The sequence below is a fragment of the Prolixibacter denitrificans genome (assembly GCF_003014495.1).
In the GTDB taxonomy this organism is placed as follows: Bacteria; Bacteroidota; Bacteroidia; order Bacteroidales; family Prolixibacteraceae; genus Prolixibacter; species Prolixibacter denitrificans.
In genome coordinates this window covers 404,529-428,999 of the sequence record NZ_PYGC01000001.1, presented here as the reverse complement: position 1 = coordinate 428,999, position 24,471 = coordinate 404,529, and the positions used below count along the sequence as shown (strand labels likewise).

Below are 24,471 nucleotides of genomic sequence, written 5' to 3'. Positions count from 1 at the left end.
GGAGTTTTTGATGACAGAAAAGAATTTGCCGGTAGATGATCGGGACGAGCAGGACGACGATAATGAAATGTTTGAGCATTACCGGCTCACCGTCGATCCGGGACAGAAGCCTTTGCGCATTGATAAATTTTTGGTCAACCGCATCGATACCGCTTCCCGCAGTCGAATTCAGTCAGCTGCCGAAGCTGGCAGTATCCTGGTGAATAATGTCTCTGTAAAAGCCAACTACAAAGTAAAGCCCGATGATGAGATTTCCATAGTGATGGATTATCCGCGTCGTGAGCTGAAAATTATTCCGGAAGATATTCCCCTGGACATCGTATATGAAGACGACGACTTGCTGGTGATTAATAAACCGGCCGGATTGGTGGTTCATCCCGGGCACGGAAATTATTCCAGAACACTGGTGAATGCATTGGCCTATCGTTACAAGGACTTGCCGCTTTACGGCGGCGACGATCCTCGCCCGGGACTGGTGCACCGCATCGATAAAAATACGACGGGATTGTTGGTTGTTGCCAAGACCGAAATGGCTAAGAATCATTTGGCAGCACAGTTTTTCAATAAGACAACCAAGCGAAAGTATAACGCCATTGTTTGGGGAAACCTGAAGGAGGACGAAGGAACAATTGAAGGTAACATCGGCCGTAGTTTGAAAAACCGGCAGGTGTTCACGGTTTTCCCGGAAGGAGATTATGGCAAGCCTGCCGTGACGCATTACAAAGTGCTTGAAAAGCTTGGGTACGTCAACCTGGTGGAATGTGTGCTGGAAACCGGAAGGACGCACCAAATCAGGGTGCACATGCGCTACATTGGTCATCCGCTATTTAACGATGATAATTATGGTGGTGACAAAATTCTGAAAGGAACCACCTTCACGAAATACAAGCAGTTTGTGGAAAACTGTTTCCAGCTTCTTCCCCGGCAGGCGCTGCACGCTAAAATGCTGGGATTTGTACACCCGCGTACCGGTGAAGAAATGATTTTTGATTCGGAATTGCCTGAAGATATGACGCAGGTAATCGAAAAGTGGCGAACCTATATTTCAAACAGAAACCAGTTTTAATCGTAACCGGAATGACAAAGAGAAACATTGCAGTAGTGGTTGGCGGCGATTCTTCGGAATATGTAGTTTCGATGAATAGTGGCGCCAATGTGATGAAATCAATCGATCGGGAGCACTTTACACCGTGGATGGTAAAAATGAGGAACGGTGTGTGGGAAGTGATCGACGGTGAAACGAAGATTGCCGATGTCGATAAGTCGGATTTCTCATTTTCGGTTGATGGTAAAAAGATTCAGCTTGAATATGCTTATATCATCATTCACGGTTCTCCGGGCGAGAATGGTATTCTGCAAGGTTATTTCGATCTGATTGGTATTCCGTATTCGTCGAGCGATACCGAGTCTTCGGCGTTGACATTCAATAAATTCTATTGCAATAATTTTCTCCGCACATCGGGAATTGAAATGGCGCGTTCGTTTCATCTCGTGAAAGGAGATGACTATGATATCGACGCGATTCTGTCGGAACTGGGATTGCCCATTTTTGTGAAACCCAATGCAGGAGGGTCCAGCTTTGGTATCACGAAAGTAAAAACGGCTGATGAGCTGAAACCAGCTATTGAAAAAGCGTTCGAAGAGGACGAAGAGGTGCTGGTTGATGAGTTTATCTCGGGAACCGAGTTTACTTGTGGTCTGGTGAAGATTGGTGAAAGAAAGCTGGTTTTCCCGGCAACGGAAATTATTCCGAAGAATGAGTTCTTCAATTACGAATCGAAATATGTAGCCGGCATGGCCGAAGAGATTACTCCGGCCCGGATATCGGAAGAGGCAATGCTGGAAATCCAGGCGCTGTCGTCGCAGATTTATGACTTGTGCGGCTGCAACGGAATTGTTCGTATCGACTTCATCCGGCACGAGGGACGTTTTTATTTTCTCGAAGTAAATACCATTCCCGGCATGACCGGAACAAGCTTTATTCCGCAGCAGGTAGAGGCCATGGAGCTCGATTTGAAGGAGTTGTTAACAGAAATCATCGAAGAAGGAATTAATAAGGCTAAAGCGTAGTTATCAACTGGAATTGTTCACATCTTGTTGAAAACTATGTTGACAGGATGTTTACGGTGTTGGTGATTTCTTGTGGGTAAATCGGTAACGTGCTGATTGAGCAGGTTTGCACTGCCAATGGTGGATAAAATATCCTATATGGCATGGTCGGAATCGTTATTTTTGGATCTTTGCAGACCCAACAACGCACTAATTTTTAAGTTAAATGGCTGGCGAAAATTACAATAACCGCAATAAAAACAGAGGTAAGTTAACATTGGATCAACTCAACGCGCAATACGGTAAAATTCCGCCGCAAGCGCTTGAGGTAGAGGAAGCCGTATTGGGAGCGCTCATGCTCGAACGGGATGCTTACATTGCTGTGGCGGATATTTTGAAGCCCGAAAGTTTTTATAAGGAAGAGCATCAGAAGATTTTCAAAGCCATCCAGGATTTAAGTGCCAACGAAAAGCCGGTCGACCTTCTCATGGTGACGCAGGAGTTGAAGAACCGGGAAGAGTTGGAAGAAGTTGGCGGCCCGCTTTACATTACGCAGCTGACCAGCAAAGTAGCCTCCGCGGCGCACATTGAGTTTCACGCGCGAATTATTGCTCAGAAGTATATTCAGCGTGAGCTTATTCGTATCTCCACCGAAATCCAGACCAAGTCGTACGACGATACTATGGAGCTGGAGGATTTGATTGATTATGCCGAAGGTTCGTTGTTCAAAGTAACCGAAGGTAGTATCACCAAGGAATCGCAGCCTATTAAGCCTATCTTGCGGGAGGCCATCGAACAGATCGAAGAGAACTCGAAGAAGGAGGAAGGACTAAGCGGTGTTCCTTCGGGCTTTACGCGTCTGGATAGGATGACTTCCGGTTGGCAGAAAACGGATTTGATGATTATCGCTGCTCGTCCGGCGATGGGAAAAACAGCTTTTGTCTTGTCGATGGCCCGTAACATGGCCGTTGATCACCATGTACCTGTCGCAGTATTCTCATTGGAGATGTCCTCGATTCAGCTGGTCAATCGTTTGATTGCTGCAGAAACGGAACTAGGTTCAGAAAAACTGAAAACCGGCCGGTTGGAAAACTGGGAATGGGAACAGCTGAACCGCAAAATAAAAAACTTAGAGGAAGCCTCACTTTTCATTGACGATACACCCGCACTTTCCATTTTTGAGTTCAGAGCAAAAGCCCGGCGTTTAAAAATGCAACATAACATCGGCATCATCATTGTCGACTATTTGCAGCTGATGACTGCCGGCTCGGAAGGGAGAGGAAGCCGCGAGCAGGAGGTGAGTACGATTTCGCGTAACCTGAAAGCGATAGCGAAAGAGGTGGATGTGCCTATTATCGCGTTGTCGCAGCTGAACCGTTCGGTTGAATCGCGCGATGGAAAACGACCGCAGCTTTCCGACCTTCGTGAATCAGGTGCGATTGAGCAGGATGCCGATATGGTTATGTTTATTCACCGGCCGGAATATTACGGTATTACGGAAGATGAAAGTGGTAATTCCCTTATCGGGATGGCTGAAATTATCATCGCTAAGCATCGTAACGGTGCGGTTGGGGACGTTCATTTGGCATTTAAGAGCCATTTGGCGCGCTTTAGTGACCCCGATGAAGAAAGTCTCGGCACCATGCCTGAAGATTTGGGAAATGGGCAGGTTGGTGCTCGTTTTAGTTCAAAGATGAACGAAGACGACAATGATCCGTTCGAAAAGAGTTTGGGCACACAAGGCTTCCCGGCTGCCGGAGGAGGTCTCGACGACGAGACACCTTTCTGAGAAGGTCTTCTCAAAAGAGGTTAAATATGAAGCGAATTTTCTCTCTACTGATTCTGTTGTTTATCCTGGCGGCAAAAGTGCATGCAGCTTTTTTGCTGATTCCCATGGATGATCAACAGAAAAATCACCTCAAGGCGTATGGCGTTGTGTACTGGGCTCTTCAGCAGGATGTGGAAGTGAAGTGGCTGTTGAATTACCGGGGAGGAAGTTTCTTGATGCCATCGAACCGGAATGTCCATGACGAGTGCCTGATTCGTGGCGTTAGTGTAGAGACGATCCCGGATGCGAAAGCTTCATCAATCCTACAGTACATTGCTCGTGAAGACGTGAACATGGACGCTGTTGCCATGCAGAAAGCGCCTAAGATAGCAGTATATTCCCCACCAAATAAGCAACCCTGGGATGATGCCGTAACCCTCGTGTTAAGCTATGCGGAAATTCCATACGACGTAATTTACGATCAAGAGATTCTCGACGGGAAGTTGAAGAATTACGACTGGTTGCATCTCCATCACGAAGACTTCACCGGAGAGTTTGGAAAATTCTACCGGAACTATCATAACATGCCGTGGTACCAGGAAGAGGTGCGTGTTAATCGCGAAATGGCGCAGAAAAACGGATTTCAGAAAGTTTCCAAGCTCAAGCTTAAGGTTGCTGAAATTATTAAAAATTTCGTCAAAAACGGCGGATTTCTTTTTGCCATGTGTGCGGCAACCGACACCTACGACATAGCTTTGGCTGCCCACAACACCGATATTTGTGGTCCCATGTATGACGGCGATCCGGAAGATCCGGACATGGATAGCAAGTTGGACTTTGGCAACACGCTGGCTTTTCAGAATTTTCACATTGTCAAAGACCCGTACGCTTATGAGTTTTCCGATATTGATGTAACGGAGACCCGGAAAGTAAAACCGGAAGACGATTATTTCACCTTGTTTGATTATTCAGCAAAATGGGATCCGGTGCCAACCATGCTCACACAGGACCACACTCGGATTATTAGAGGTTTTATGGGGCAAACTACGGCTTTCAACGAGGATAAATTAAAAGCGAATATTCTCATCATGGGTGAAAATAAAGCAGCCCATGAGGCGCGTTATATTCACGGTGATTATGGAAAGGGTTTCTTCTCTTTTTATGGTGGTCACGATCCGGAAGATTACCGGCATTTAGTGGGCGATCCGCCAACCGATTTAAGTCTTCATCCTAACTCGCCCGGCTACCGGCTTATCTTAAATAATGTTTTATTTCCCGCCGCACGTAAAAAGAAACATAAAACTTAGGTTTATTTACTTCTCCACCTCATTATTCTCCTCTAAGCGGAATAATAATTGTTCTCCAATAAAGCATGACGTTATATAAAAAGAGCAGGAAATCCGAAGACTTCCTGCTCATACTAAACCAGGGAATAAATTGGGAATAGCTGGAATAGTAAAATCTTTTGCTATTCAACCAGTCAATTAAAAGCCTGGGTTTAGATTAAAATCCCCCTCGCGGGGAATTGTATTTTATTTGAAGAACAGGAGCCCGGAGAGAGAGTGTGTGTGATTGTTGTATCTCTAATTTAATCTATGAGTATAGGTAGTATTAAAAACGGGCTCCTGTATATTTTAATTACCCCAACCCAAAAGGGCTGGGGTATTTATTTAGGATTAATTTTTATCCCAGAAGAGTTTTGTCGTTAACAAGTCACCACCGATGGCAGACGATGCAGCAGCGTAGTTGTCTGCGTTCAGAGTCTGTTCGTTAATCGGGTAGGTGAACCTTACCGGAATCTGATCGTAGCTATCGATTGTCGGAGCCAGATTAAATATCGGGTAATCCAGACGACGCCAGGTAGTATAACCATTCAAACCTCTTGTGTAAGAAGCCAACCAAGATTGGGTTCCGATGACTTCTTTCCAGCTGGTGGCAGCAACAGCAGTCGCATAGTCAACATCCGGTTTGGCAAGATATGCGTTAGCCTCGGCTTCGGTACCACCCCACCACATGATAGAAGATTTTACACCTTCATCATAGTATTCAGCAGCAGTTTTACCCACGTTCCAACCACGTTGAGCTGCTTCAGCCAAATAGAACTGGAGCTCTGTGTAGGTCATAATCAGACCCGGGAAAGTAGGATCAAGCAGCTTGTCAGATACGTGAGAGTAGTTATCGAAAGGAGAACTTTCACCGTAAGAACCACCAAGATAAGCGAGTTTTTCAACACCTGTCTCAGTAGAAGTATCAACCTGTGTGAAATACAACGGTAGACGAGGGTCTTGCAGGTTGTTCATGATATCAACAACAGTATTTGCAGGTACGAAGTCATGACGTCCACTCAATACGAGGTCCTCATAGAGGGTGTTCGTATTCGGAGTGTTAGTCAGATACGGCATCAGGCAGTCGTCATCAGATGAAGTGAATGCTTTGTCATAAGCACTTTCAACAGTTGACTGAGCCAATGTCGGATCGGCATCAGCTAAAGTGATACCCAACTTAACCTTCAATGTGTAAGCGAACTTTTTCCACGCTGAAACATCTCCGTTGTAGTACAGGTCAGCAGAACCAAAGCTATCTCCGGTATCATCGAGCCCCGCGATATCAGCATCCACACGAGTGATGAGGTCCTTATAGATAGTCATTCCATCATCATACTTTGGATGAATATTATTGATATCAAGAGCTTCGGTATAAGGAACATCACCGAAGATGTCTACCAACCGCTGATAAGAGTAGACCTGTAGCAAGTCGATAATATAGAGCTTGTTTTGCTGAGCAACTTTCTCTGGATCGGTTGCAGGTGTTTGTGCACTAATCAACTCTTTGGCACGTTTCAGGTCACTTAATACACCATCATTGGCTACAGCACCAGTGTAGTAGTAGTTGAACGTCCAGTCCGCAATAGTACGGTTAACGATATCGTAGTTCGCCTCATCCGTATACGTTGTTTCAGTCCAGTACTGGGCCCACAACTTCCATACGTTGTTGTTGACGTTCGTGCTGGAAATCTGGTCGGAGAGAGTCTTCTCTGCGTTGGAGAAGAGCGGTTCTCCCGGCACTTCCGACGGATTCTTTGTGTCGGTGTTATATTCTTCAAATTTATCGGTACATGACGCGAGAAGTGCAATCACTACCAATAATAACCAATATCTGTTTTTCATAGTTGCGTCGATGTTTAGAATTGAACTTTTACACTAAAACCAATATTCCGGGTAGTAGGCATTACACCACTCTGCCATCCTTGAATATTACCGGCACCCTGGCTGGCTTCCGGATCAGCGTGTGGAAGATTTTTGTGGATGATCCACAGGTTCGAACCTACAACGCTCAGAGAAGCACCAGTGATAAAGGTGTTGTTGAGCATTGTTTTCGGGAAGTTGTAGGTCAATGAAGCTGAACGCAGTTTCACGTAAGAAGCATCATATACGAACTTGCTGTTCGGGTTTTTCGACCATCCAAATACACGGTAGTCGTTACCAGGAACGCGGACATCGTTCGGAGTACCATCTTCTTTAACACCCGGGAGAATCAGACCACCACCGTTGGCAATTGTGTTACGTACGGGGTTACCCAGGTCGTTGATGAAGTCAGTCTCAGCATACAAGCCGGTACCCATACCGTACCATTGGTCAAGTGAGAAAACACTACCACCTTGTTGCATATCAACCAGGAAGCTTAGTGCAAAGTCTCCATAAGTCAGGGTGTTGCTTACACCACCGGTCCAATCTGGATTCACATTACCGATTACTACGTCCGAAGTGGAAGTTTTTTCATAGTAACCGTTTGAGCCTACAACAGGCTGACCATTTTTGTAAACGAAGTCAGTACCCTGGATGGTTCCGTAAGGCTCACCAACGCGGGCGTTGATGGTAACACCACCTTGCAATGCTGCAATCTGCAGGTTGTCTACACCAGCAGCAAGTGAAACAACTTTGTTGTCGTTTTTCGACCAGTTTACGTTGATATCCCAACGGAACTTGTTCGTAACAACAGGTGAAGCGTTCAATTGCAATTCAATACCTTTGTTCTGTACCTCACCGGCGTTTACATACTTCCTGGAGTAACCAGTTGCGTAAGAAATTGCGACCGGCATAATCTGGTCAACAGATCGGTTATCGTAATAAGCAACATCAAATCCGAGACGGTTGTTCCAGAAGTTCATTTCCAGACCGGCTTCCAAACTCTTTGTTTTCTCCGGCTTCAGATTTTCGTTGTTTTTTGTATTCGGAACAGTTACCATTGGGTTACCGTTGAACGGAGAGTTCTGTACATAGGTATCATTGATACTTGCAAACGGTGCACTGTTACCTACTTCTGCGTAGTTCAAACGAACCTTACCCAACGACAACCAGTCGTTCTGTACCAAATTCGAGAAGATGAAACTACCAGATACTGATGGGTAGTAATATGCATTGTTGTCAAGAGGCAACGTAGAAGATTGGTCTCTACGAATAGCAGCATCAAGGAAGAGTAAGTTGTTATAGCCCAATGATGCCTGTGCAAACACACCATTTACCTGAACAATGCTGTAAAGTTCATCCGGTGGCAACATCGGAGAAGCACTGTTACTCAATGCATATACATCCGGAACACTCAAACCACCGTTGGTAGAAGCATAAACCTGATCGATCTTGGTTTTACGGATGTTCATACCGAGAAGACCTGTCAAATTCAATTTGTCAGTCAGGTCTTTATTGAAGTTAGCCATCAGGTCGATGTTGGTTTCGATGAATGCGCGGTTCAGTCTAGAGTATCCTGACGTTACATCGGGACGACCTACACCAAATTCACCAGCAACAGAACCCATTGCTTTTCTTTCTTCCTGTAACTCATTATAGGTATCAACAGAAACTCGACCAGTTAAAGTCATCCAGTCAGTAGCTGTCCAGTCCAATTTAGTATAACCGATCAAACGGTTACGTTTGTCTGTTTCGTAGTTTTTAAATCGTACCCAGTAAGGGTTGTCCCAGTATTCAGGGGTACCACTAGTTGGTGAGTGACGGTTCCAGGTTACGTTCCGACCTGTTTCTTTAAACAGTCTTTCCTGTTCTTTGATATCAACGTTTACTTCGAACCACTGACGGAAAGAAGACAGGATGTTATCACTATAACCGGTTGAGTTACGACCTTTGCCCTGGGTGTTGATGTAGTTGGCCATGGCGGTAACCTTCAGGTTATCGAGGATATTATACGTTGCATTGAAGTTGAAGTTGTTTTTCTTCAATTCACTGTTCGGCATAATACCAGTCTGATCGAAGTTGGTATAACCTAAGCGGAAAGTCGATTTGTCACCAGCACCGCTAATATCAACACTGTTCGATTTCGTCAGAGCTGTGTTGAAGAAGGTGTCGGGTCCATTCTTGGCAGCAACCCACGGGGTAGCTTTTCCGTAGTTCGGTGACTCCGGAACGAATGCGTCATACTGGTATACCATCAAATTCGGATCGAATTTCTCACCCATCGAGGCATCTTCCGTAGTCGGAACGACTAAGTCAGGAGTTCCGTCTCCGTTTACGTCATACTGGTAAAGTCCCGGATAATTTCCGTCACTGTAATAAGGACCATAACCACCACCATAATTGTGCTGGTATTTAGGGAAGGTGCTCTTGTCAATAGTTCCAACTGTAACGTTAGAGCTAATTGATACACCTACGCCTCTTTTGTTTTTCTTACCTGATTTGGTGGTAATCATGATAACACCGTTGGCTGCACGCGAACCATAAAGAGCCGTTGCAGCAGCACCTTTCAGAACACTGATTGATTCGATGTCATCGGGGTTGATATCCGATGCCGCGTTACCGTAGTCATAACCACTACGACCAGTGGTCTGTCCACTGTTGTTCGTGGTAGAGTTGTTAATCGGAATACCGTCTACTACGAACAGGGCCTGGTTGTTACCGGTCAGCGAAGCATTTCCACGAATAACAACGTTGGTAGAACCACCCATGTTACCGTTGGCTTTAATCTGTACACCGGCAGCACGACCTGAAAGCAGGTTGGCGAAGTTATCGGTCTTCACCGTACTTAGATCGTCACCGCTAACCTTCTGTACAGCGTATCCCAGAGATTTTTTCTCACGGGAAATACCGAGAGCGGTTACAACCACTTCGTCCACGGCAACGTTTTCAGGTTCCAGCTTAATTGTGTAAGTACTTTGAGAAGTAAGGGGAATTTCTTGTGATTTCATTCCCACAAAAGTGACAGTTAAGGCAGCGGCATTTTCCGGTACCTTCAATGTAAATTTTCCATCCATGTCGGTAATCGTACCTAAGGTGGTACCCTTAACAACAACAGATGCTCCAGGTATTGAACTTCCGTCTTCGCTGGAAGTCACAAGACCTGAAATTTCCCTGGTTTGTGCAAAAACGACCTGCAATCCAAGAAACCCAAGGAGAGCAAGTAACAGCGAAAATTTTTTCATAAAAATAGTTTTAACGTTTAACAGTAAGCATTAATTCCCAATTTTCAGGTGGTTATAGAAATTACAAGCATTTACGGATTAAGAATAAACACACACTCCAGATTTGTGAATCTGGCCTTACATGGCTTTAGGACCATGCCTCCCCTTTCTTCCGGTTTTTTACCGGGCATCAATAAACTTTTAATCTTTTTCTCTTTCAGACTGACTCCGCCAAGTCAGTGGTATGATAGCATACACATCTTCCAAATCATAACTAATATGAACGCATTAGTTAAAAAGTGTTACCGGATGCAAATATATTCAAATGAAATTTACATGCAACTTTTTAGATACTTTCGGAAACTTGATGAGAGGGGCATTAAGAATGATTTTTAACCATGATTGAAGTCATTTTTTGCCTTTTCCAATTTGAAATTGTCAGAATGTGAGGATTTTTCATGTTGTACAGAATCATTCTAAAACATAAAACGCTATGTTAATTTAGACAGAATCTAAATAAAGAGCAGGTGAAAAGGTAATTTTCAATTAACATTCAGCTGCTGATTTTAGGGGGTGGTTTTGGTGAAATGTGTATTTATTTTTTGCAAGATACTATCAGGGTGAGGGGTGGTTGTTTGAAAATTGTGGATTTGGTGTTTGGTGTATGAAAACAGTGTGGGCCCTTGTTAAAAAAACAAAATTTGAAAAGAGTTCATCAGGAAGTAGCTGGTTTTAATCAGGAATGAATACGAGCTTTAAATTCTTAACTATTTACAGGGATATTCGGAAAAATTGAAATAAAAAAACAGGAGCCCGGAGAGATTGTGTGTGTGATTGTTGTATTCGAATTTAATCTATGAGTAACTAGCGGATTGGGCTCCTGTCATTTGTCGTATTTTGTAAAGACATAAAATCAGCTTTAAAGAGTGTTAGTGGCTTATGGGCTACATCGAATACACTTTCAATATGAAACCGAAAGTGGGTGTCAAAAAACAATTTTGCATCCAAAACCCACATAAACAAATATAGTCAATTTAACTGGTGTTTGTGCATTTTGGGTAACAATCTTTTAGTATCTATCCCTAAAATGCTTTAGATCGTTGGTGACTGTGGCTTTTGGGTAGTACGATGAAAAAAATCAGAGGCACTGCCTGATTCAATACACAACATCCAATAATTCCGAAAGCTGATGAATAAGATAAGTGGAAGTGCGTCCGTTGGTCAGATGAATATATTCTGTCTTTTTATACTCGATTTTTTGAGTCTGAGGCGATTCAAGCAGTTGAGAAAGGTTGTCTGAGAAATCATCGGACAGAAAGACTTGATCAATGCCAAATTCAAGTGCGCCTTTTATGTCGGCTTCCCATGAATCTCCTATCATCAAAGATTCCTGTTTGCGGGCATTGGTTGATTTCAGGGCATGTTCAAATATTTCGCGACTCGGTTTAGGGGCTCCGATTACTTCCGATATGAATATCTTGTCAAAAAAGTGGTCCAATTGACTGTTCACCAGCTTTTGATGCTGGACTTCGCGAAAGCCATTGGTAATGATGTGGATTTTGAATTTTTTATGCAAAGCTTCCAGAACTTCGCGGGCTCCTTCAACCAATTGAGTTTTTAGTGGCATCTGTGACAAATATGCCACGTTGATTTCAGCCCCTCTCCCGGGTTGAGGTAATCCATACTCCTGTAACGAATCTTCAAACCGTTTGACAGTCAGCTTATCCTTGGTAATTTCCCTGTTTCGGTACAGTTCCCACAGATGGTGATTGATGCGGTGATATATTTTGAAGTAATCTTCGAAACTATCAAGTTTTGTCAGTAAGCCTAATTGTTGAAAAGCACTCTCCAGCGCATAATACGAGTTGGTTTCAAAATCCCACAGCGTATTATCCAGGTCGAAAAACAGGTGTCTGTATTGTTTCATGAAAGCAAATATGGTGAGTGAGATAAATTAAATCATCTCGGTACCGTCGTTTTTATTTTTGTCTTTGTTCTTCAGGGCGTGTTGCAAACCTTCCAGGACCACAACGAGTTCACCTTTTACTCCTTTTTCGGCAAAATGGCTGGTTACCTCGGCAATGGTGCCGCGTACATTTTCTTCGTGTATTTTAGAAAGCTCCCGCGAAACTGAAATTTGTCTTTCTTCTCCAAAATGCTCCGCAAACTGTTCCAGCATCTTCAACAGGCGGTGTGGCGACTCGTAAAAAATGATGGTGTGTTCTTCTGTTTCCAGTTCTGTCAGTCTTTTTTGTCGACCCTTTTTCTGAGGAAGGAATCCTTCGAAGCAAAACTTATCAGAGGGAAGACCCGAGTTAACAAGCGCAGGCACAAAAGCAGTTGCGCCGGGTAAGCATTCCACTTCGACTCCCATGTCCAGGCAACTGCGCACCAAAAGAAAACCGGGATCAGAAATACCGGGAGTTCCTGCATCTGAAATCAGGGCTATATTTTCGCCTGCCAGAATTCGTTCGGCAAAACGGCCGGCAGTCTTGTGTTCGTTGAATTTATGATGAGCAGTGACTTTATTTTCGATTTCGTAGTGTTTCAATAATTTCCCCGAAGTCCGGGTATCTTCTGCCAAAATCAGGTCCACTTCTTTCAGAATTCTCACGGCCCGGAAGGTGATGTCTTCCAGATTCCCGATAGGAGTGGGGATGAGGAATAATTTTCCCATAGTATTAGCTTAAAAAACGACGTTTAACCAATGACAAAAACTTCTGACTGGTTTCCGTCTTACTCCATTTATAATTTGATTTTAGGAAATGGACAGCTTCCTGAATGTTCTCAGCCCGATCCAGCTTGTCGACAGCTTCGTTGAACTTGTCACTGTTGTTACCAAAAAGCTCTCTCACAAAAAGGAACCGGTCGTTCAGACTAATGCCTTCACGGATACTTCCCAGCGGTCGGTTTGTGAACGAATCTTCCTTGTAGTCTTCACCAATCAGGTCGTTTATAGAACGCTGTGCTGCCACCGACTCGCCTAAGGTTCTATTGTTTTCCTGTTCAACTTCAAGTAACTCCATGTCCGAATCTTCTTCCTGTTCTTCGGAAACCAGCTTCTCTTTTTCTTCAGATGAAGTCTCCGTCCGTTCTGGTTCTTTAGACTCTTTGCTCTCCGGTTGCCTTTCGTCTTTCGGAATTTCTTCTGTTTTGACTTCCGGAGCAGCCTCTTCTTCTAATTCGATAGTCTTTTCTGCAATCTTTTGGAGGTTTTCCGGTGAAGTTTTCACTGCGGAAGGTTCTGCTTTTTCCACAACTTTTGATTTCAACAATTCCAGTTCTTTCACCACGTTTCGGGCCCGGGCCAGAACAATTTCTACTTCATCCGAAGTGAGCCCGGTATCTGTGGATAAATCAGCTGCCAGGTTATTTAATATTTTAATGTCATCCTTAATGATTTGCAACAATATTGAGGCTTCCATATGTATGATGATTTGCGATTCGTATTTGAGAAAGTAAAAGTATAAAAAAGTCAGGTCCTGCGTGTATCTTGTTCGTTATTAATCCTTAATCATCGGTGGTTAATTTTGCTTACCGGTCGTTAAAAAATGATTGAAAACATATTTCATTCAATTGTGGAAAAAGAATCTCTGAGGTCGGTGACAATTTGGTTATTTTTACCTCATGTTTATCGAAACGAACCTAAATGCAAAAACGAAGCATGGCTGTATCGAAGTGATTGCAGGGTCCATGTTTTCCGGTAAAACCGAGGAATTGATTCGCCGGTTACGCCGCGCCGAAATTGCCCGGCAGAAAGTGGAAATATTCAAACCGGCTGTAGATGTGCGCTATTCAGAGACTGACGTTGTTTCGCACGACGAAAATGCCATTCGTTCAACAGCCGTCGAGAACTCCTCGAACATTCTTTTGTTGTCAAGTGATGTAGATGTTGTGGGCATCGACGAGGCGCAGTTTTTCGATGAGGGGATTGTGGATGTGTGTGTGAAACTGGCCGATCAGGGTGTCCGCGTGATTGCAGCAGGACTCGATATGGATTTTCGTGGCAAACCGTTCGGTCCCATGCCGGGTTTAATGGCTTGCGCCGAATATGTCACCAAGGTACATGCTATTTGCATGCGTTGCGGAAATTTAGCCCATTACAGCCACCGTTTGACAGATGCTGACAAATTAGTGGTTTTGGGAGAGAAAGAAGCCTACGAACCGCTTTGCCGGTCATGCTACCGCGAAGCGACTAAATAAAGCTTTATGACAGCCTATTCCTTACAAAATGTATTGGAGATTACAGATGGAGAGTTGCACGGAGAAAAAAACGCGAAGCCAATCCGTTTTTTGTCATTCGACAGCCGCACCATTCTGGCCGGACCTGAAACGCTGTTTTTTGCCCTGAAGGGGAATTTGCGGGACGGTCACCAATACGTAAGGGATGCATATTTGCGCGGCGTCAGAACTTTTATCGTTGAAGATGTTCCGGATGATTCAGGGTTGACAGAGGCTTCTTTTATCCGTGTACCCGATTCGTTGGAAGCTCTTCAGAAATTGGCAACTTACCATCGAAACCGTTTTAATTATCCGGTTATTGGAATAACCGGAAGTAACGGCAAAACCATTGTGAAAGAGTGGCTGAGCGAATTGATGGCCCCGGAGTACAAGATCATTCGCAGTCCGCGCAGCTATAATTCGCAAATTGGAAACCCACTTTCGGTTTGGCTGATGGACGAGCAATTCAACCTTTCCCTATTTGAAGCCGGTATCTCCAGGCCCGGCGAAATGGAGAAGCTCGAAAAACTGTTGCATCCTGAATGGGGTGTTTTCACTCACTTGGGGCAGGCTCACCTCGAGAACTTCCGGAATCAGCGCCATTTGGTGCAAGAAAAGCTGCAACTTTTTAATCGTAGCAAGCATTTCGTTTTTTGCTCCGATTTCGATGAATTGCAGAAAGCGGTTGATGCCAGGAAGGCTGAAGGTTGGAACGCCAATCTTTTTCGCTGGTCGCGTGAAGACGAAAGTGCCGATTTATTTATCAGTGAAGAAGAAAGACAAAAGGATGGTTCGCAAATAAAAGCAATCTTCAACGGGCGTGAAATCGAAGTTTTCCTTCCTTTTACCGATGATGCTTACGTTGAGGATGGCATTCATTGCTGGGCGACCATGCTGGCGATGGGATACGAGCCTGGAAGCTTCGAGTCTAGGTTCGCGCGTTTGGCACCGGTAGCTATGCGGCTTGAGCTGAAGAAAGGACAACATGGTGCTATCGTTATCGATGACTCATATAATTCTGATACCGGTTCGCTGCTCAATGCGCTCGATTTTTTGAAGCAGCAGGCCGGCAATAGTGGCAAACGTAGTACGGTCATATTATCGGATATTTTGCAGTCGGGCATTCCTGATGAGCAACTTTATGGGCAAGTGGCGGAATATCTCGCCTTGCGAAAGGTGGAACGCTTCATCGGTATCGGGCCCAAAATCAGCCAACACCAGGAACTTTTCCCGTTAGGCGACAAAGCATTTTATAATTCTACTGACGATTTTCTGCAACACCTGAATGGAAGGAATTTTCACGATGAGGTGATTTTGCTGAAAGGGGCGCGAACTTTCCGGTTCGATTTGATTTCGGACATGCTGCAGGAGAAAGTGCATCAAACGGTGCTCGAAATTAATATGTCAGCACTGGCACATAATCTGAAAGTTTACCGGCAGAAATTGAAGCATGACACCCTCATTATGGCCATGGTAAAGGCATTTTCCTACGGAACCGGTTCTACCGAAGTAGCGCGTGTATTGCAGTTTCACGGCGCAGACTATCTGGCGGTGGCAATTGCCGACGAGGGGGTAGAGCTTCGTAGGGAAGGCATCGAACTTCCCATTGTGGTGATGAACCCTGAAGAACACAGCTTCGATGCGATGATTGAAAACCGGCTGGAGCCGAACATTTACCGACTCGAATTATTGAAAGACTTTGAAGCGGCGCTCCGGCGAAATGCCATGCGGAATTTTCCCATCCACGTCAAGCTCGATACGGGCATGAAGCGCCTGGGGTTTGAGCGCGAAGAGCATCTGAAAGAACTGGTTGCTTTTGTTCAGTCGCGAGATACCATATATATACGTTCTGTGTTTTCGCACCTGGCTGTTTCCGATGAACCGGTCGAAGACAAGTTCACTGAGCAACAGTTTCAGCGCTTTGACTTGCTGAGTAAGATTATTACCGACGGATTCGATTACAAAATATTAAAGCATATTTTGAACTCGGCGGGCATCGAGCGTTTTCCCGAAAGGCAATACGACATGGTTCGGTTGGGGATTGGACTCTACGGTGTGAGTTCGTTTATACAAAATGAGCTACAAAATGTAGCAACGCTGAGAACCACTATTTCACAGATACGAACCGTGCAAGCTGGCGAAACCGTTGGCTATGGCCGAAAAGGTGTGGCAGATAAAACAATGGAAATCGCCGTTTTGCCCATTGGTTACGCCGACGGCTTTAACCGTTTGTTGAGTAACAGAGCAGGACACGTCAGCATAAAAGGCCGAAAGGCGCCTGTTGTTGGAAATATTTGCATGGACATGTGCATGGTTGACGTAACCGGTATTGGTGCCCAGGAGGGCGACCGGGTGATTGTATTCGGAGATGAGGTTCCGGTAAGTGAAGTGGCTGAAACGTTGCACACGATTCCTTATGAGGTATTGACTTCCGTCGGACAGCGGGTGAAACGCGTGTATTTTGCAGAATAAAAAAGTCCGGCAGTCATTCGTATGACTCCGGACCGGCATTTAGATTAGATATGTGTCGAACTGATTTTGCTATCCCAGTTTACTGATACGCTGCAATTGCTGCATGTCCAGTATTTTAATTTTCCTACCGTCAATCGCAATTACTTTTTCACCGGCAAAGGTCGAAAGTGTTCGAATTGCATTCGAAGTTGTCATATTCGAAAGATTTGCAATGTCTTCACGTGACAGGTAAACCTTCAGCGTCATGCCGTCGTTTTCGAAACCATACTGGTTACGAAGCAGCAGTAATGATTCGGCCAAACGTCCCCGGATATGTTTCTGCGTGAGACTAACCGTTCGTTGGTTGGAAAAACCTAACTCACGGGCCAAATCTTTCATTAGCGCCAGCGAAAAATCGTGGTTGCGCAACAATACATTATAAAGAATATCCGGCGGAATAGTGATGATGGCTGACTCTTCAATCGCCACCGCAGTTCCGTTGTGCATCTCATCGGCAAGTAACGACCGGTATCCAATCAAACCGTTCTGTTTAACCATCCGGATGATTTGCTCACGACCACCAACCCCTTCTTTGAAAATTTTGATCTTACCTTCCTTCAGGTACTGCATTCCGGCAGGCTTATCACCTTCTTTGAAGATATATTCATTTTTCTTGTAATAGGTTAAGGTCTGATGTTTCTCTACTTCTGCCTTCTCCTCGGGAGTCAGGAGATAAAATATTGTTTTGTTGTCTTCAAATTGACCTTCAAGGTCAAAGTTTGAACTAAACATATAATTCGGGCATTTATGTTATACAGCATCAAAGTTAAATAATTAATCCAAATATAAAATTAATTTGAAGGAATTGTAAACTCAGATTTAAGAGGTCTGAGGAAATGCCATATATAAAACCTTAATATTGTCAATAAGGGTACTTCGCGACCAGTGGCATTTTTCGTCCAAAGCCGAACGCTTTCGAGGAAATCCGAAGGATTGGCGGCGTTTGGAACCGCTTGTATTCGTTCATGTTAACTTTTCGCACAGCCATGTGAACCGTGTCCTCTTCAAATCCCATTTCGATGATTTCTTTCGGGCTTTTGGCCAGCTCGATATAGTTGAAAAGAATTTTATCCAAAATATCATAATCAGGTAACGAGTCCGAATCTTTTTGATCTGGTCGTAATTCCGCTGACGGCGGTTTGATAATCGTATTTTCCGGAATCACTTCCCGCTCGCGATTCATAAAGCGAGCCATAGCAAATACATCCGATTTGTATACGTCGCCCAGTACCGACAAGCCACCGTTCATATCGCCATACAGCGTTCCGTAACCGACGGCTGCTTCACTTTTGTTGGAAGTGTTCAGCAGGATGTGTCCAAATTTATTAGAAATGGCCATCATCAGTGTTCCGCGGATGCGGGCCTGGATATTTTCTTCGGTTACATCAGGATTGCGTCCTTCGAAAAGCGGCGCCAGTGAATGGTCAAAGGCATCGACCATTTCGTGGATATTGACAATTTCATACTGAATTCCCAGATTTTCGGCCAAATCGCGCGCATCGGTGATGGAATGTTCCGACGAATATTTTGAAGGCATTAACAACACACGCACATTTTCAGGTCCAAGAGCCAAAACAGCCAGCACAACGGTAACAGCCGAATCGATTCCGCCGGAAAGTCCCAGGGTTGCCTGTTTGAAGCCCATTTTCCCGAAATAATCCCTGATACCTAAAACGAGTGCATCGTGAATTTTTTCAATCGGCTCGTATTCGCGCAATGCGTCCTTCGAGTTGGTATTTTCAGTATCGATAATCCGAAAGTCCTCTTCGAAATAAGCCATTTCACTGACCACATCCCCATTAGCGTCGATAAAGAGGGAACCGCCATCAAAAATGATTTCGGTTTGCGCTCCCACCTGGTTGACATAAACAATCGGAATATTGAAATCGCGGGCATTGTTCAACAAAATGTCTTTACGGAGTTTTTCCTGGTTGTAGGAAAAAGGCGATGCAGAAAGGTTAATGACCAAATCAGGATTTTGTTTGGCGTACTCTTTCATCGGGGAAACCGCATAGAGTTTTTCCCGCCCGAAAGCACTTAGCACCGGCTGGTTATACCACAAATCCTCACAGATGGTCACTGCCAGTTTTTTGCCGTTCAGCTCAATCAACTCGAAATCGTGGTTGGGCTCAAAATGACGGTATTCATCAAAAACATCGTAGGTAGGTAACAAGGTTTTGTGATGCACGCTTGCAATCTTGCCGTCTTTCAGGAAGAAGGCACTATTGTACAGCATTTTTCCCTTCGGGCTCCGGTTGATACTTGGTCCGCCCACCAACGCTGCAATGCCGGTACAATGCCGGGCAATCTCTTCGATGGTTTTTTGCGAATGCTCGATGAATTCTTTTCGCTCGAGCAGATCGTGCGGGTAGTATCCCGTTACCGACAATTCTGAAAAAACGACCAGTTCGGCCCCTGCTTCACGGGCTTTGCCGATATGGCGAATAATCTTTTCCTTGTTATCCTGAAAATTACCAATGTGGTAATTGAGTTGAGCCAGTGCAATTTTCATTATTTCAGCGTATGCTTAATATGTCAGTTATCTAATTAAAAAATGAATCCGAGGCGAAACCGCAGCGTTTTGAGGTTGGTGTTATCCTGCACCGATGGATTGGAGGTCACGTCGGTGAAGCCGTTATTATAAACAACACCGGCTGTTAAGGCATTGTTCCCACCCAGATCGTGCTCGATACCAAAACCGATGTTCAGGCCCATACTAAACATTTTGATCTCATCATTGATGCTGGCATCATTCAGCGTTCCGTCGCTGCTGGTACCCGATGATTTAATGTTCAGCCAGTTGGTCAGTCCGAATTGTGCGTAGATATTTAGCCGTCCAAAGTCTTTCGATCGAAGCTTAATAGCCAGGGGCATTTCAAGGTATTTCAAGCGGTACTCGATTTGCGTTCCCGAAGGAAGCGATTCGCCGGCGAATGTAAAGTTCTGGCCAGTCTGGTAAATTAGGTTTCCTCCTGTTTGGTTCATCGTTAAACCGGTCGTCAGCGCATAACTTTCGTTCCCGAGAAAAATGTCGGCTTCAACACCATAATCGAATCCGAGGTGAGCCTGGTCGTTACTAACACTTTTCGAATCGGAGGTTAACCATGAAAACTGCGGATTGGCAACAAATGTCAATCGAAAAGGGCGCTGAGCATACGATGAGAGAACCATCATCGTTAAAATAGCGGTGAGTACAAGAGGTCTTTTCATTTTACGATAATCAAGATTACACAAATAATTTACTGTTGGTTTTTTATTTTTACACGAAGTTTGCGAAAAAGCAGTTTGTTTGAGCGGCTTTTTTACAACTTCGGATAAGACACAAATCTCCGGTTTTTAAGTGAATTGAACAAAATTAATGATAATTCTAAATCGCACTAGATGAAGAAAGTTTTCCTGCTGTTAATTCCGGCAATTCTGATTGTTTTTACAGCCTGCCGGCAGAATCGGTTGAAAGTAGATGTTTCGAATATCGATGTTTCACTAAAAATCAAACGATTGGATCAGGACTTATTTAAGGTGACTCCGTTGAATGAGGACTCGTTGCTTCCGCAGATAAAAAAGGAGTACGGCGGCTTCTTCAAACTTTATAACTATCGGATAATACGGCTGGGAAACCCGGATGATATTCAGTACCCAAATTACCTGCAAACCTTTTTAACGGATCCGATGATTCAGAAAGCCAAGGCAGCGGTTGATTCAGTTTATCCTGATTTGTCGGGGCTGAAAAAGCAGTTGACAGGCGCGTTCAAACACTATAAGTATTATTTCCCCGATAAGAAAGTGCCGGATGTGTACACCTGTATTTCGGGCTTTAATCAATCGGTGGTGATGGCGCAGGGAGTTTTGGGAATTAGTCTGGACAATTACCTTGGTGCGAATAACTCATTTTATAAAGAACTGGCGCTGCCTGACTACCGGAGAAGAAATATGCGTCCGGAGATGATAGCACCGGATGCGATGCGTGGTTGGGCCATGTCCGAATATCCCGAAAAATTATCTCAGAGCAAGCTCATCGATCACATGATTTACCATGGAAAGTTGATGTATTTTCTGGATGCGATGTTCCCTGATATGGCGGACAGTTTGAAGATTGGTTACCCGACCCAAAAGCTGAAATGGTGTAAAAAGAATGAAGGTTCGATGTGGACTTACCTGGTAGGGCATAAGTTACTTTTCTCGACCGAACGACTGGAAGTTCTGCATTACATTAACCCGGCGCCATATACTAATAGCTTCACGTCTGAATCTCCCGGAAGAACAGGGGTATGGCTGGGCTGGCAAATTGTCCGCAAGTACATGCGAAAGCATAAGGAAGTCACCTTGGAAGCCCTGATGAACGACACCAACTACAGTGAGATTTTGAACAGTTCGGGATACAATCCTGATTGACGATATAAAAAAGGCCCGGAATCTTCCGGGCCTTTTTTATATATAACTTCTTTTTAGAGTTCTTTGATTTTAATGTTGCGGAACCAAACATCGTCACCGTGATCCTGCAGTCCGATGTAACCTTCGGTAGCCACGTTTGCCCAGTCAGGATTCAGCGCCGGGAATTTGGAATCGGCTACCAGTTTGTTCCATTCCGGAGTCCAGAGGTGGTACTCAACAACGGTTTCGCCATTTTGCTTGTGAACGATGGTACCCTTGTAGCTGATGATTTCGATTGAGTTCCATTCCCCAGCCGGCTTGGCATTTTGCGGTTTAGCCGGAATCAGGTCGTACAGCGACCCTGCCTGGCGGTTTCCGTCCTTACCCAGTTTGGCATCAGGGTGACGCTCATTGTCCAGAATTTGCATTTCAGGAGCAGTTTCCCAGATGTGGTCTTTTGTTTCCTGTCCGAGATACATGATACCTGAGTTTCCGCCTTCTGAAATTTTCCAGTCAAGCTTCAGGTCAAAGTTGCCGAACTTTTTATCATAAATGATATCTCCGCCGTCAACTGCGCCAGCTTCTCCACGACCGGAGCCGATGCAATGCAGTGTTCCGTCAGCAACTTCCCAACCTGCAGGGAAGTGATCCTTCTTATATCCGCGCCAGCCATCAGAGGTTTTTCCGTCGAATAACAGAACCCAACCGTCTTTCTTTTCTTGATCAGTTAACGTGTTGAGGGGAGCAGGTGCACTCTTTTCTACTTTCTCAGCAGTAGCTTTTTCGTCAGAAGCTTTTTTCGATTGATTTTTACAGCCACCAAAGGCGATGGTTGCAACCATCAGGAGCAAAACAATTTTTTTCATGAGTTGATGCTTTTGTTTGTTAGTGTTACGATTCAGTTTCTTCGCTAATTTAAAAATTTATTGATAAAAGGGATCGGTATTAAGGAACTTCTGTGGGTATTCAATAATACTTTTATCCCTTAGCTTGTTAGTTCAATATGGTAAATATGCCTGCACCACGTAAAAGGGGTTTCGATGGACACTTTTTCTGATACGCAATCCTGTTTATTGTTAGGGGATGAGTGTTTTCTATTTGTAAGAAATTAGGTTCGGTCGAATGTTTGGTTGACAAGCTCAAGCTTGTGAACATTCACAAAAATAAGAAAAATTGAATGCATAAATTTTCGATACCGACGGTAATTCTATTAATTTGTTAGGCAAAATCGTTCTTAGAGCTGCAATTCATAACATTTCTTAATTACTATCATAAGGAATAAACTCCATCCAGCATGAGTAAAAAAGGAAAAAAAATTGGAATTCTGACGGCCGGTGGTGACTGCCCCGGACTGAATGCTGCAATTCGCGGTGTAGGTAAAACAGCCATTGTAAAACACGGCATGGAAGTCTACGGATTTACTGCTGGTTACAGTGGATTGATTAACAAGGAGTATTTTAAGCTCGACGAGCCCAAAGTGTCCGGAATCATTACCCTTGGCGGGACGATTTTAGGAACTTCCCGGGAGAAGCCCTATAAGCTGGAAAAAGGGGAAGAGTTCAACGATAAACCAGATTTGATTCGGCAAACTTATGAAGAGCTGGATCTAGATTGTGTGGTTTGTATCGGTGGTAATGGTACCATGAAAACGGCCAGCATGATGGCGAAAGAGGGATTGAATGTCATCGGTATCCCGAAAACCATTGACAACGATGTGTATGGAACGGATGTCACTTTCGGATTCGATTCAGCCGTTGGGATTGCTACTGAAGCCATCGACCGTTTGCACTCGACAGCCAACTCGCATCAACGTGCAATGGTTATCGAAGTAATGGGGCATCATGCCGGATGGATTGCGTTGTATGCTGGAATGGCCGGTGGTGGCGACATCATCCTGATTCCGGAAATTGACTACCATATTGGTAAAGTGTGTAAAACTATCGAAGAACGTTTTGCCAAGGGAAAACCCTATTCGATTGTTGTTGTAGCTGAAGGAATTGATAAGCCGAAGAAAATTTCGGCTGCCCGTTATGTGGTCGAAAATATTCAGACTTATACCGGCATCGAGGCGCGCGAAACGCGTTTGGGATATATTCAGCGGGGGGGAACGCCGTCGCCAATGGACCGAATCCTGGCAACGCAATATGGAGCTTTTGCAACGGAACTGATTGCCGACGGAGCCTATAATAATATGGTGGCCGTTCGGAACAATGAGTTAGCAGCTGTACCTCTGGATGAGGTTGGCGGAAAATTGCGGTTGGTTGATCCGTCTGACCCACTGATTCTGAAAGGCCGGAATCTTGGAGTTTCGTTTGGTGACGAATAGTTAATTCATCTTTTGATGGAAATGAAGATTGCCACGGTACAGTTCGCTCCTGTGTTGGGAAACATTGAGGCAACCATTGCTAAACTTGGTTCTTTGCTCGAAGAAGCTGACGAAGCTGATTTAGTGGTTTTGCCGGAGTTAGCCAATTCTGGTTATGCATTCTCTTCAAGGGAAGAAGCCTGGTCGCTTTCCGAAAGGGTGGAAGAAAGCCATTTTCTTTCTTTCCTTAAGGAAGAATGCAGGAAACACCAATTCGCGATTGCGACAGGGTTTAACGAGCGATCCCATGACAAACTTTTCAATTCGGCTGTTTTACTCGATGCAGATGGTGTGATTGGCACGTACCGGAAAGCACATTTGTTTTTGAACGAGAAAGATATTTTTGAACCGGGAGACACAGGTTTCCCGGTTTTTTCATTGGGCGAAGTACGTGTTGGCATGCTGATTTGTTTCGACTGGGTATTCCCCGAAGCCTGGCGAATTATGGGACTAAAAGGAGCCGATATCGTTTGTCATCCAAGCAATTTGGTATTGCCTGGCCTGGCCCAAAGAACGGTTCCGGCGCACGCCGTCACGAATCGTTATTACGTCGCGTTAGCTAATCGAATCGGGCAGGAGAAGGATCTGACCTTTACGGGAAACAGCCTGATTTGTGGAACCAAAGGAGAAATACTTGCCGAAGCCGAAGCTACCACAGAGCAGCTGCTGATAACCACTATCGATCCACTCCAGGCTCGCGACAAATCATTGACAAAGCGAAATAACTGGTTGCAGGACCGACGCCCGGAGTTGTACCGGAACGAAGGCTTGACAGACTAG

At 44.6% G+C, this 24,471-nt stretch carries 18 protein-coding genes; 9 read left to right on the top strand and 9 right to left on the bottom strand.

The window, feature by feature from the left end; genetic code table 11:
* The first annotated feature begins 10 nt into the window (after positions 1-10).
* The 4 genes from CLV93_RS01915 to CLV93_RS01900 all read left to right on the top strand — a co-directional run bounded on the left by CLV93_RS01915 (position 11) and on the right by CLV93_RS01900 (position 5,124).
* Positions 11-1,066, top strand: a complete 1,056-nt coding sequence (locus CLV93_RS01915; protein ID WP_106540479.1) for an RluA family pseudouridine synthase — start codon at positions 11-13, stop codon at positions 1,064-1,066.
* Between the two features lie 11 nt (positions 1,067-1,077).
* Complete coding sequence (locus CLV93_RS01910) at positions 1,078-2,070, top strand: D-alanine--D-alanine ligase (protein WP_106540478.1); 993 nt, start codon at positions 1,078-1,080, stop codon at positions 2,068-2,070.
* Between the two features lie 205 nt (positions 2,071-2,275).
* Complete coding sequence (gene dnaB / locus CLV93_RS01905) at positions 2,276-3,838, top strand: replicative DNA helicase (RefSeq protein ID WP_106540477.1); 1,563 nt, start codon at positions 2,276-2,278, stop codon at positions 3,836-3,838.
* A 26-nt stretch (positions 3,839-3,864) separates the two neighbouring features.
* On the top strand, positions 3,865-5,124 hold the full coding sequence (locus tag CLV93_RS01900) for an asparagine synthetase B (protein ID WP_106540476.1): 1,260 nt from the start codon (positions 3,865-3,867) through the stop codon (positions 5,122-5,124).
* Between the two features lie 369 nt (positions 5,125-5,493).
* On the opposite strand, the gene CLV93_RS01895 is transcribed toward CLV93_RS01900, so the two are convergent.
* From CLV93_RS01895 to CLV93_RS01875, 5 genes are all read right to left on the bottom strand, one after another.
* Entirely contained in the window at positions 5,494-6,984 is a 1,491-nt protein-coding gene (locus CLV93_RS01895) for a SusD/RagB family nutrient-binding outer membrane lipoprotein (RefSeq protein WP_106540475.1), read from the bottom strand.
* Between the two features lie 14 nt (positions 6,985-6,998).
* A complete protein-coding gene (locus CLV93_RS01890) occupies positions 6,999-10,244 on the bottom strand; it encodes a SusC/RagA family TonB-linked outer membrane protein (protein WP_106540474.1) in 3,246 nt (1,081 codons plus the stop codon).
* Positions 10,245-11,379: 1,135 nt separating this feature from the next.
* Positions 11,380-12,150, bottom strand: coding sequence for a YjjG family noncanonical pyrimidine nucleotidase (locus tag CLV93_RS01885; protein WP_106540473.1), 771 nt, complete (start codon positions 12,148-12,150; stop codon positions 11,380-11,382).
* Positions 12,151-12,177: 27 nt separating this feature from the next.
* Positions 12,178-12,900: a 16S rRNA (cytidine(1402)-2'-O)-methyltransferase gene (gene rsmI / locus CLV93_RS01880; protein WP_106540472.1), complete on the bottom strand. Its 723-nt coding sequence runs from the start codon at positions 12,898-12,900 to the stop codon at positions 12,178-12,180.
* Between the two features lie 4 nt (positions 12,901-12,904).
* Positions 12,905-13,648: a hypothetical protein gene (locus tag CLV93_RS01875; protein WP_106540471.1), complete on the bottom strand. Its 744-nt coding sequence runs from the start codon at positions 13,646-13,648 to the stop codon at positions 12,905-12,907.
* Positions 13,649-13,850: 202 nt separating this feature from the next.
* Here CLV93_RS01875 and CLV93_RS01870 point away from each other — a divergent pair, with 202 nt between their 5' ends.
* The gene (locus tag CLV93_RS01870; RefSeq protein WP_106540470.1) at positions 13,851-14,426 is read left to right on the top strand and encodes a thymidine kinase; all 576 of its coding nucleotides are present in this window, start codon (positions 13,851-13,853) and stop codon (positions 14,424-14,426) included.
* Positions 14,427-14,432: 6 nt separating this feature from the next.
* Complete coding sequence (locus CLV93_RS01865; protein ID WP_106540469.1) at positions 14,433-16,916, top strand: bifunctional UDP-N-acetylmuramoyl-tripeptide:D-alanyl-D-alanine ligase/alanine racemase; 2,484 nt, start codon at positions 14,433-14,435, stop codon at positions 16,914-16,916.
* A gap of 69 nt (positions 16,917-16,985) precedes the next feature.
* Here the strand turns inward: CLV93_RS01865 and CLV93_RS01860 are convergent, their stop codons facing one another.
* From CLV93_RS01860 to CLV93_RS01850, 3 genes are all read right to left on the bottom strand, one after another.
* Positions 16,986-17,687, bottom strand: coding sequence for a Crp/Fnr family transcriptional regulator (locus tag CLV93_RS01860; RefSeq protein WP_106540468.1), 702 nt, complete (start codon positions 17,685-17,687; stop codon positions 16,986-16,988).
* A 130-nt stretch (positions 17,688-17,817) separates the two neighbouring features.
* Positions 17,818-19,467, bottom strand: coding sequence for an NAD+ synthase (locus CLV93_RS01855; RefSeq protein ID WP_106540467.1), 1,650 nt, complete (start codon positions 19,465-19,467; stop codon positions 17,818-17,820).
* A gap of 35 nt (positions 19,468-19,502) precedes the next feature.
* Entirely contained in the window at positions 19,503-20,165 is a 663-nt protein-coding gene (locus CLV93_RS01850; protein ID WP_106540466.1) for a porin family protein, read from the bottom strand.
* A gap of 171 nt (positions 20,166-20,336) precedes the next feature.
* On the opposite strand from CLV93_RS01850, the gene gldB reads away from it, so the two are divergent.
* Positions 20,337-21,347 carry a gliding motility lipoprotein GldB gene (gene gldB / locus CLV93_RS01845; protein WP_106540465.1) on the top strand — a complete coding sequence of 337 codons (1,011 nt, stop codon included), beginning with the start codon at positions 20,337-20,339 and terminating at the stop codon, positions 21,345-21,347.
* Positions 21,348-21,400: 53 nt separating this feature from the next.
* On the opposite strand, the gene CLV93_RS01840 is transcribed toward gldB, so the two are convergent.
* Positions 21,401-22,192, bottom strand: coding sequence for a DUF1080 domain-containing protein (locus CLV93_RS01840; protein WP_106540464.1), 792 nt, complete (start codon positions 22,190-22,192; stop codon positions 21,401-21,403).
* 428 nt (positions 22,193-22,620) lie between these two features.
* On the opposite strand from CLV93_RS01840, the gene CLV93_RS01835 reads away from it, so the two are divergent.
* Together CLV93_RS01835 and CLV93_RS01830 are read left to right on the top strand one after the other, a co-directional pair.
* Positions 22,621-23,652 (top strand): ATP-dependent 6-phosphofructokinase, encoded by a 1,032-nt coding sequence (locus CLV93_RS01835; RefSeq protein ID WP_106540463.1) that lies wholly within the window; start codon positions 22,621-22,623, stop codon positions 23,650-23,652.
* Positions 23,653-23,667: 15 nt separating this feature from the next.
* Positions 23,668-24,471 carry a nitrilase-related carbon-nitrogen hydrolase gene (locus CLV93_RS01830; RefSeq protein ID WP_211297719.1) on the top strand — a complete coding sequence of 268 codons (804 nt, stop codon included), beginning with the start codon at positions 23,668-23,670 and terminating at the stop codon, positions 24,469-24,471.